Source organism: Pyxidicoccus fallax (assembly GCF_012933655.1).
GTDB lineage: Bacteria > Myxococcota > Myxococcia > Myxococcales > Myxococcaceae > Myxococcus > Myxococcus fallax.
Genome location: NZ_JABBJJ010000395.1, coordinates 1 through 10,721, shown reverse-complemented (window position 1 = coordinate 10,721; position 10,721 = coordinate 1). Strand labels below are relative to the sequence as shown.

Sequence of the window (10,721 nt, the reverse complement as noted above, 5' to 3'; positions counted from 1 at the left end):
GCACCACGGACTCCTCCATGAGCTCGATTTCGGCGATCTCCTGCTCGACCTCCACGGCGACGGGGACTTCTTCCTCGACGGGGGAGGGCGGCGGGGCGTCGAGGCTGACGTCGATGTCGGCCTCGGGCTCGGAGAGCTGCTGGTCCTGCCCGCCGAAGAGGCTGTCGCCGCCGGAGTTCCAGGACTGCGCGGCGGGCTCGGGCTCCTGCTCCCAGGGGACCGACTCGGCGGGCGCGGCGAAGGACGAGGCCTGCGCGGGCGTGGCGCCCCAGGCGGGCTCGGGCTCCGCGGGGGTGGCCTCGAGCATGGGCTCGACTTCGACGGGCGCGTCGCTCCACTCGGCCTGGACGGCCTCGGTGGGAGCGGCGGTGTCCGCGAGGGAGACCTCCTCGACGGGCGCGTCGCTCCACTCCTGCGTGGCGGCGGGCTGCTGCGCGCTCCACTCGGCGGTGGCCCCGGCCTCTGGCGTCACCCACTCGGGCTGGACCTCCACGGGAGCCTCTTCGGCCGCGGCCGTCGGAGTGGACTCCCACTGGGACGCGGGCTGCGCGGAGGGAGTGTTCCAGTCGGCGGTGGGCTCGGCGGTGGCGGCCCACTCGGGCTGGGCGGAGTCGGTGGCGGGCGTGGCCCACTCGGCCTGGACGGCGTCGGGGGCGACCTCCTCGACAGGGTCGGACCACTCGGGCTGGGCGGAGTCGGTGGCGGGCGTGGCCCACTCGGCCTGGACGGCGTCGGGAGCGATCTCCTCGACGGGCGAGGCCCACGCGGCGTCGGAGGCCGCGTCAGCCGTGGGGGCCGACCAGTCCGTCTGCGCGGGCGTGGCCGCGATTTCTCCCGTGGGGGCGCCCCACGTGGCCTCGGAGGCAGCGTCCGCGGCGGGAGCGGACCAATCCGTCTGCGCGGGCGTGGCCCACTCGGCCTGGCCGGCCTCGGGCACGGCTTCGCTCGTGGCGCTCCACTCGGGCTGCGCGGTCTCCTGGCCGGTGGCGGACCACTCGGCCTGACCCGCCTCGGGTGTCACTTCGGCGGTGGCGGACCACTCGCCGGGCGCCGCCTCGGACGTGGGGGTGGCCCACTCGGGCTGGGCGGCCTCGGTGGCGGCCCCCGTCCACGAAGGCTGAGCGGCTTCGGTCTCGGGCGTGACCCACTCGGGCTGGAGCTCGCCGGGCGTGGCCTCCTCGGCCGACGCGGCCTCCGCCGGAGCAGCCCACTCGGCCTGAACAGGCTGGGCAGCATCCTGCGCGGCGGGAGTGCCCCACTCGGTCTGCGCCGTCTCCGGAGCGGCCTCTTCGATAGGGGTGGCCCACTCGGCCTGCGCAGCCTCGGGCGTAGCCTCTTCGATGGGCGCTGCCCACTCGGCCTGCGCGGCCTCGGGCGTAGCCTCCTCGACGGGAGTTGCCCACTCGGCCTGAGCGGCCTCGGGCGTGGCCTCTTCGACGGGAGTTGCCCACTCGGCCTGAGCGGCCTCGGGCGTGGCCTCTTCGATGGGGGCGGCCCACTCGGCCTGAGCGGCTTCGGGCGTGGCCTCCTCGACAGGAGTTGCCCACTCGGCCTGAGCGGCTTCCGGAGTCACCTCTTCGACGGGCGTGGCCCATTCAGGCTGCACCGGCTCGGACGCAGCCGCTTCGGCGGGCGCGGCCCACGCGGTCTGCGCGGATGCCTCCGTAACAGGGTCTACCCACTCCGCCTGTGCGGTCTCAGGGGAGGCCTCGGCGGCAGGGGACGCCCATTCGGCCTGGGCCGTCGCGGGGGCGGCCTCATCGGCGGGCGTCACCCACTCAGGCTGGGCCTCCAGGGTCTCCGTTTCAGCAGCCGGCGTGGCCCACTCAGCTTGCGCGGTCTCGGGAGCTGCTTCACCAGTCGGCGTGGCCCACTCGGCCTGCGCGGTCTCCGGCGTGGCCTCTTCAACAGGCGTGGCCCACTCGGCCTGCGCGGTCTCGGGAGCTGCTTCACCAGTCGGTGTGGCCCACTCGGCCTGCGCGGTCTCCGGCGTGGCCTCTTCAACAGGCGTGGCCCACTCGGGCTGCGCGGTCTCCGGCGTGGCCTCTTCAACAGGCGTGGCCCACTCGGGCTGGAACTCGACGGGCGCGGCCTCGGACTGCGTCGCGCTGGTCGCGGTCTCGCCGCTCGACTCGGCCCACTCGGACGTGAAGGCGCCCGGGGCGGTTGCCTCGGTGGACGGCGAAGCCCACTCGGGCGAGAGCGCCTCGGTGGCGACCGCCTCGCCGGGGGTGGCCCACTCGGGCTGCGGCTCCGTCTCCGACGCGGTCTCGGCGGCGCCGGAAGCCTCGCCCCACTCAGAGGCCTCCGCCGCGTTCGCGGTCATGTCCGAGGGCTCGGAAGCAGAAGCCCACTCGGGCTGCTGCTCGGTGGCGGAAGCTTCGGACGTCTCGGCGGGCGTGGCGGACCACTCGGTGGCCTGGGCGGAGCCCGTGTCCACCGTGGAGGACTCGGCCGACACCCACTCCGGCTGCAGCTCGATGGCCGCGGCATCCTCGGCGGGGGCGGCCCACTCGGCCTGGTGGCCGGTGGTGGTGGACTCGCCCATGTCCGCGAGGAATTCGGCGTTGCTCGCGAGCGGCACGGCGTCGGCCGTTCCCGCGTTCCAGTCAGTGCTGGCGGCCGGCTCCTCGCTCATGAGCGGCACGGCGTCGGTCGACTCCGAACCCCACTCCGCGCTGGCGGACGTCGCCTGGCCCGAGAACTCCAGGCCGCGCTCGGTGGTGGTCGCGAAGTTGCTGTACTCGACGAACTCGCCGGCGGTGGCGAGCGGCACGGCCTCCTCGGGGTTGCCGCTCAGGTCGAACAACTCCTCGGCGGTCGGAGTGCTCGCGTACGCCCGCTCGGCGGGGGCCGCCGGGTCGCTGGCGAGCGCCACGGTCTCGGCCTGGAGGTCCGGCCCCACCTGCACGGAGCGGAGCTCCAGCGAGGGCACGTCGGAGCCCTCGAACGGGGACTCGGTGCCGATGTCCGCCACGTCGAAGGTCGGAGGCTCCGCGCTCGCCGGGGTCTCCTGGTACGACCAGGTCTGTCCCGCGCTCTCCGGGGCGGACTCGATGTCCATGACGTCGAGCGGCGGCTCCTCCGCGGGAGCCTCGGCCTGCGCGGACAGCGAGGCCTCCGCTGCGGAGAAGTCCGTCGCCTCGGAGGCATTCAGCTCGAACGTCGGAACGCTCTCCTCCGAGCCGGACGCGTGAGCGCCGGAGGGCTCCGTGCTCACGTCGGACGCGTCGAGCGCGATCTCCGTGGCCGCCGCGCCGTCGAAGGTGGCCGCGGACGTCTCCGGAGCGGCCTCGCTCATGTCGGACGCGTCGAGCGCAATCTCGGCGGAAGCCGGCTGCGCCTCGAACGACGGTGCGTCGCTCACGTCGGACGCGTCGAGCGCGATCTCCGCGGAAGCAGGCTGTGCCTCGAACGACGATGCGTCGCTCACGTCGGACGCGTCGAGCGCAATCTCCGCGGAAGCAGGCTGTGCCTCGAACGACGATGCGTCGCTCACGTCGGAAGCGTCGAGCGCAATCTCCGCGGAAGCAGGCTGTGCCTCGAACGACGATGCGTCGCTCACGTCGGACGCGTCGAGCGCAATCTCCGTGGAAGCAGGCTGCGCCTCCACCGGAGCGGCCTCGCTCATGTCGGACGCGTCGAGCGCGATCTCCGCGCCATCCGCCGTGATCACGTCGGATGCATCGAGCGAAATCTCAGCGGAGGCGGGCTGCGCCTCCACCGGAGCGGCCTCGCTCACGTCGGACGCGTCGAGCGAAATCTCCGCCTGCGGCTCGGGAGCGGCCTCGCTCACGTCGGACGCGTCGAGCGCGAACTCCACCGCGCCGCTCTGCGACTCCGCGGTCGACGCGTCGGCGGCCGGAGTTCCCAGGTCCCACGCTTCGGTCTCGGCCTGCGCGGAGGGAGCCACCTCGTCCGGGGACGCGGGCTCGATCATGTCGGAGGCGTCGAGGGCGATCTCCCCACCCGCCGGCTCCGTGGCCTCGCTCGCGTCGAGCGCCAGCACCGCGGGCTGCGAGGATTCGGCCGCGTCGGAGGGCGTCAGCTCGGCGACATCGATGATGTCCCCCGCCTCGGCGCCTTCCATCTGGGCCGACTCCACCGGCTCCACGGCGAGCGGCGCGGACGCCCACGCATCGTCCAGCGGCGCGGGCGTGCGCTCCTCGGCCAGCACCGGCTCGCTTTCGACGGCCGCTTCGACCAGCTCGACCTCGGAGGAGGCGAGCTCCACCTCACCCGACGGCGCCACGGCGGCGGTGTCCGGCGCCGACTCGACCTCCATGGACAGGTCGGCGAACGAGGACTCCAGCGAGGACTCGGGCTCGGCGGCGACCGGAGCCTGGGGCTCCGAGGCCGTCACGGACGAGAAGTCATCCTCCGCGGAGGCGATCGCGTCCGGAGCGCTCTCGGTGACCGGCGGGGCCTGCTCGCCGAGGTCGGCGGTGACGTCGTCGAACGAGGCGGTCGGGTCCGGCGCGGCGTCCACCGCGACGTCCGACTCCATCACCTCGAGCACGTCCTCCGAGGGGGCCGCGGCGCCAGCGTCATGCCGCGCACCCTGCGGCGCCTGCGCGGCCGCGTGCGGGGTGCCCGCCTCGCTGGCGCCAGGGTTCATCCACGGCGCGGGCTCGCTCAGCGCGGGGATGTCGATTTCGTCCGCGGTGAGGCTCAGGTTGTCCGGACCGACGGGAGCCTGCGGCGCGTAGCCGGTCCAGGCCTGCTGGGCGTTCGGATCAGCCGGCCAGCCGCCGGCCTGGGCCTGCGCGTTCGGGTCATAGCCCTGCGCGTTCGGGTCATAGCCCTGCGCGTTCGGGTCATAGCCCTGCGCGTTCGGGTCGTAGCCCTGCTGCGGGTAGCCCGCGTAGCCCTGGGCGTTCGGGTCGTAACCCTGCTGCGCGTAGCCCTGGTTCGGGTCGTAGCCCTGCTGGGCATACGCCTGATTCGGGTCGTAGCCCTGCTGCGCGTAGGCCTGGTTCGGGTCGTAGCCCTGCTGGGCATACGCCTGATTCGGGTCGTAGCCCTGCTGCGCGTAGGCCTGGTTCGGGTCGTAACCCTGCTGCGCGTAGCCCTGGTTCGGGTCGTAGCCCGGCTGGGTGGGGTAGGCGTACCACTGGCCGTCGGCGCCGTAGTAGCCCTGGGGCTGCTGCGGGTAGCCGGCGGGGTAGGCGTACCACTGACCATCGGCGCCGTAGTAGCCCTGGGGCTGCTGCGGGTAGCCGGCGGGGTAGGCGTACCACTGACCATCGGCGCCGTAATAGCCCTGGGGCGCCGCCTGCTGCTGCCAGGCGGAGGCGTCCGGCACGGCGGGCGTGTCCTGGATGCCCAGGAGCCCGCGCAGCTCGCTCCAGCGAGCCTCCTCCACGGGAGACAGGCTTCCCAGCTTCCGCTTCTCATCGAGGAAGCGAAACTCTCTCATCGCCGCACGCGTGTCCGACATCCGTCACCTTGCTGCGGGACAGCGTACAACCCGACTTCTGCCGCAGCGTAAATGGGGGCCTGCGAGTGTAGGTGACTCCCGGGGAGGGGTAAACCAATTGGACCGGGCTCGGCTGGCAGCCTCCCCTACTTGCGAGAGTTCATGATGGTGTTTCGGACATCTTCGTCCAGCGCCGCCAGGGTTTTCCCGTAGTGCTCCCGCAGCTCCTCGTCGAGGGGGCTGCCCCCGCACACCTCGCGCGTGAAGGTGAGGAGCCGGCCCGTTCCCCCCCGGGCAATCAGCTCCTTCACGGCCACGGCGGCCTTGGCGTACGCGTAGTGCTCGTGGGTGTAGAAGACCTTCCGGTCGGCCATGGCCGCCAGCGAGGGCAGCTTGTTCGCCCTGGCCGCGCCCATCAGTGCGTCCTGGAGGAACCACACCTGGTCGTCCCGCCCGAGGTAGCGCCACTCGACGAACTCGGCCATCCCCTCGTTGAGCCAGGTGGGCAGCTGGTGGCCCCGCTTCTCGCAGAAGTCGTCCAGCACCGCGTGCACGTACTCGTGCACCAGGGTGGCCCGGGTCTGCTGGGTCAGCTCCTCGGCGTCGTTGATGCGGATGGCGTCGTCCGCATAGAGCCCGGCCAGCCCCTGCGCCTTGGCGGGCCCGTAGTGGAAGCGGAACTCGTCCCGGGTGTACAGGACGACATCCACCGGTGACTCGCGCGCCTCGCCGAGAAAGCTCCGGGTGAAGGCGTACGCCTCCTCCAGCGCGTCGACGACGCGGCCCTCGTACTCGGCGCGCTGGCTGAAGTCGCGCTCGTTGTTGAAGTAGCGGATGACGAAGCGCCCGTTGGAGCGCGTGCGCATGCCCAGCGAGTCCGTGCTGGACTCGTACGAGAGGCTGACCGCGCGCGTGTCGCTGGGGCCGTCCCTGCCCTCCGCGGTCCTGACATCCGGTGGGGCGGAGGTGGAGCGCCGCCTCGCGCCGGGCTTGCCGTGCATCAGCTTCTCGATGCGCTCGGCCTCCTGGCGGGCCGCGCCCTCCTCGTTCGCCTGCGCCCGGGCCTGCTGCGCGAGGCGCTTCGCCTCGGCGCCCTCGCGCGAGCGGGGCGGCACCTTCTCCAGCACCGTCAGCGCTCCCGCCGCGTCCTGCTCTTCCAGCAGCAGCTTGCCCAGCTCCAACCCGAAGGCGCCGTCCTTCGGGTGGCGCTCCAGGCCCTTGCGCAGGGCGGCCTCGGCGGCGGCCCGCTGGTCCGTCTTGCGGGCCGAGCGCGCCAGGCACTTCAGCGCGCCGGCGGACGCGTCGAACACCACGGCGCGCTCGCTCAGCGAGTACGCCATCACCGCGTCCTCCACCAGGAGCGCCTCGCACCCCTTGAGCAGCGCGCCGGAGATGGTGCGCCGCTGCGCCTCGGGCACGCCCGCCACGTCCCCCGCCGCGAAGGCCAGGTACAGTTCCTCCCACGCGCGGCGGGCGGCGAGCTCCTTCGCCTTCTGCGCGGACGGGGGCGGGGCGGCGGCGATGAGCAGGGCGAGCAGCAGGGTCCTCATGACCCCAGTATGGCCGAGCCCCCGCGCGCCCGCGCAAGCCCCCCGAGTGTCCCGGGGTGGACTACTTGCGCGCCACCTGCCAGCCCAGGTTGTTGAGGGACTGCATCAGCTCGTCGATGTGGGCGGGGCCGGTGGTCTCCAGCGTCACCTCCACCATGGCCTCGCCCAGGCCCGCCTTGGAGAAGGCGCGCTCGTGATGGATTTCCACCACGTTGGCGCGCAGGTCGGCCACCTGCGTGGTGAGCTTCGCCAGCATGCCGGGCCGGTCCGGCAGCCTCACCTCCAGCTGCACCAGGCGCCCCGTCTTCACGAGGCCGCGCTCGATGATGCGGCTGATGACGTTCATGTCGATGTTGCCGCCGCTGAGGATGATGGCGGTGCGCCGGCCCTTCGCCATGGGCACGTCGCCGCTGAGCAGCGCGGCCAGGCCCACCGCGCCCGCGCCCTCCACCACGCTCTTCTCCTGCTCCAGCAGCGTGAGGATGGCGGCGGCGATTTCCTCCTCGTCCACCGCCACCACCTCGTCCACGTACCTGCGCACCATGGGGAAGGTGAGCTCGCCCACGCGCTTCACCGCGATGCCGTCGGCAATGGTGGTGCCCGCGGCGGTGAGGTCCATCAGCTTGCCGGCCTCGATGGAGGCCTTCATGCTGGCGATGGTGGACGTCTGCACGCCCACCACGCGGATGTCCGGCTTCTTCTCCTTCAGCGCGCACGCGACGCCGGAGATGAGCCCTCCGCCGCCAATGGGCACCAGCACCACCTCCAGGTCCGGGCACTGCTCCAAGAGCTCCAGGCCGATGGTGCCCTGGCCGGCGATGACGTCCGGGTCGTTGAAGGGGTGGACGAAGACGAGCCCCTCCTCCTTCTGGATGCGCAGCGCCTCCGCGTAGGCCTCGTCGAAGTTGGAGCCTTTGAGCACCACGCGCGCCTGGTACTCGTCACGCGTGCGCGACACCTTGATGAGCGGCGTGCGCTCCGGCATCACGATGGTGGCCTTGATGCCCAGCCGGAGCGCGTTGTACGCCACGCCCTGCGCGTGGTTGCCGGCCGACGCGGCGATGACGCCCCGGCGCCGCTCCTCCTCGGTGAGCTTCAGGAGCTTGTTGAGCGCGCCGCGCTCCTTGAAGGCGCCGGTGCGCTGCAGGTTCTCCATCTTGAAGTACACGGCCGCGCACTCCGTCTTCTCCGTGAAGAAGTCGGACTGCGGGCACGGCGTGGGACGGATTGTCGCCCGGAGGCGCTCCCGCGCCGCGAGGATGTCCTGGAGGGTGACCATTGTGAGCCGGCGTGTAGCGGATGTAGACGCCGGGCGCAAAGAGACACGGGGCGGGCAGCCGTTCCACCGCCCGTTCCGCCGCGCCGCGCCACGTCCTCCAGGGGACACCCGGGCCCCCTGGCGGGGTGCGTCAGATGCCGCGCAGCACGGTGGCCTTGCCCACCCGGCCGATGGCGAGGATGTAGGCCGCCGTCCGCATGGAGACCTTGCGCGAGCGGGCCACCTGGGCCACGCGCTCGTAGGCCTCCTTCATCGTCTTCTCCAGCTCCGCGTTGACGCGCTCTTCTTCCCAGGACAGGTGCTGGAGGTTCTGCACCCACTCGAAGTAGCTGACCGTCACCCCGCCCGCGCTGGCGAGCACGTCCGGCACCACGAAGATGCCGCGCTTCTCGAAGATTTCGTCCGCCTCCGGCTGGGTGGGGCCGTTGGCGCCCTCGATGATGAGCCTGGCGCGCACCGCGGGCGCGTTCTCCCGGGTGAGCACGTGGCCCAGCGCCGCGGGGATGAGCACCTCGCAGTCCGCCGTCAGCACGTCGTCGTTGCTGCACGGCGAGCCGCCCGCGAAGCCCGTCACCGTGCCGGTGCGCTTCACGTGCTCGAAGAGGGAGGGGATGTCCAGGCCCTGCGGGTTGCGCACGCCGCCCAGCACGTCCGCCACCGCCACCACGATGCCGCCGTCCTCCCAGAGCAGCTGCGCGGTGTGGCTGCCCACGTTGCCAAAGCCCTGTAGCGCGAAGCGCGTGCCCTTCACCGGCAGGCCCAGATCCCGCAGGATTTCACGGCACACGTAGAGCAGCCCGCGCCCGGTGGCCGCCTCGCGGCCCTTGGAGCCGTACAGCTCCAGGGGCTTGCCCGTCACCACCGCCGGCGAGTGGCCGTGGTAGCGCGAGTACTGGTCCATGATCCACGCCATCACCTGGGGGTTGGTGTTGACGTCGGGGGCGGGGATGTCACGCGTGGGGCCGATGACGTCCTGCACCTGGTCCACGTACTTGCGCGTCAGCCGCTCCAGCTCCTTGAGGGACAGCTGCGACGGGTCGCACGCGATGCCGCCCTTGGCGCCGCCGTAGGGGACGTTCACCACCGCCGTCTTCCACGTCATCAGCGACGCGAGCGACGAGCACTCGTCCTGGTCCAGCATGGGGTGGTAGCGCAGGCCGCCCTTCATGGGGCCGCGGCTGTTGTCGTGCTGGATGCGGTAGCCGAGGAACGTGCGAATCTCCCCCGAGTCCATCTCGATGGAGACCTGCACCTTCACCTCGCGCAGCGGGGTGGCGAGCAGCGTCTCGATGGGGGTGCCCACGTCCATGATCCGCGCGGCCTTGCGGAAGAAGTAGTTGGTTCCCTCGACGGCGCTCATGGCTCGAATGCTCCTCGCGCGAAGACCTTAACAGAAGGGGTGCGCTACCATAGGAAACTGCCAATGCCTTCCGGCCCTCCAGATGCCTCCCCCGCGAGCGGCCACCTGCAGGGCCTGGCCCGGCGCATCCGCGCGCTGCGAGAGCGGCGCGGCCTCACGCAGGAGGACTTCGCCGCCCGCTGCGGCATCTCCGTCTCCTTCGCGTCCCTCCTGGAGCGAGGCGAGCGCAGCCCCAGCTACGAGACGCTGCTCCAGGTGGCCTCCGCGCTGCAGCTCCCGCTCTGGGAGCTGCTCCGCGTGGATGACGCCGAGGATGCGGGCGTGCACCGGCTGGAGGCCTTCGTCCGGGCGCGCCGGCTGTCCCGGACCGACGTGGACCGGCTGCTGGCGGTGGCGGAGGTGATGTTCAGCGAGGCGGCCCCGGCCGCGGAAGAAGCTCCGGCGCCCGAGCCCGCCCGCTGCGACGAGCCCGGGTGCGGCCGGCCGGTGCTCGCCCGGGGCCTGTGCACCGCCCACTACCACCGGGAGCGGCGCCGCAGGGCGGGCGAGCCGGGGAAGTAGCCGCGAAGGGACTACTTCTTCTTCGCCCGCTCGACCTTCAGGGCGCGGTCGCCGTGCGGCTTGCCGTTCGTCGCCTCGAAGCCCTCCACGTCCTCGTCGGCGACGAAGACGTACGCGTAGGTGGGGCGCAGGTCCATGCGCAGCACCTTGCCGGCGGGGGCGCCGACGGCCTCCAGGGCGGCGGTGACGCCTGCCTCGTCCAGGCCATCCTGACGGCCCAGGCCCACCCACAGGCGCGCCTGGCCCGGCACGTCCGGCTGGGCCTCGGGGCGGGGGCGGCGCTCCTCGCGGGCCCCGCGCGGACGGTGGCGCTCCACCTTCAGCGCCTTCTCGCCGTGCAGCTTGCCATTGAGGGCCTCGAAGGCGGGCGCGTCCGCCTCGGCCACGTAGGCGTAGCCGTAGGTGGGGCGCAGCACGGTGCGCAGCACCTTGCCGGCCGGAGCGCCCAGGGCCTCCAGCGTGGCGGGCATCTTCGCCTCGTCCATGCCGTCATCCATGCCCAGGTTCGTCCACAGCTTCACCTCGCCGGGGCCCGCGTCCGGGGACGGGGGC

Annotated in this window: 5 protein-coding genes and 1 pseudogene; 1 reads left to right on the top strand and 5 read right to left on the bottom strand. The window is 72.4% G+C overall.

Features of this window, described 5'->3' with window-relative positions; genetic code table 11:
- From HG543_RS56665 to HG543_RS46245, 4 genes are all read right to left on the bottom strand, one after another.
- The coding region (locus HG543_RS56665; protein WP_169351366.1) for a hypothetical protein at positions 1-5,419 on the bottom strand (5,419 nt) is incomplete at its 3' end.
- A 146-nt stretch (positions 5,420-5,565) separates the two neighbouring features.
- A complete protein-coding gene (locus tag HG543_RS46255) occupies positions 5,566-6,969 on the bottom strand; it encodes a peptidase MA family metallohydrolase (RefSeq protein ID WP_169351365.1) in 1,404 nt (467 codons plus the stop codon).
- Positions 6,970-7,030: 61 nt separating this feature from the next.
- Positions 7,031-8,248, bottom strand: coding sequence for a threonine ammonia-lyase (gene ilvA, locus HG543_RS46250; RefSeq protein WP_169351364.1), 1,218 nt, complete (start codon positions 8,246-8,248; stop codon positions 7,031-7,033).
- A 130-nt stretch (positions 8,249-8,378) separates the two neighbouring features.
- Entirely contained in the window at positions 8,379-9,608 is a 1,230-nt protein-coding gene (locus tag HG543_RS46245; protein WP_169351363.1) for a Glu/Leu/Phe/Val family dehydrogenase, read from the bottom strand.
- A 63-nt stretch (positions 9,609-9,671) separates the two neighbouring features.
- Here HG543_RS46245 and HG543_RS46240 point away from each other — a divergent pair, with 63 nt between their 5' ends.
- Entirely contained in the window at positions 9,672-10,169 is a 498-nt protein-coding gene (locus HG543_RS46240) for a helix-turn-helix domain-containing protein (protein ID WP_169351362.1), read from the top strand.
- An 11-nt stretch (positions 10,170-10,180) separates the two neighbouring features.
- Here HG543_RS46240 and HG543_RS46235 read toward each other — a convergent pair.
- Positions 10,181-10,721, bottom strand: a pseudogene (locus HG543_RS46235) (DEAD/DEAH box helicase); the annotation flags it as partial.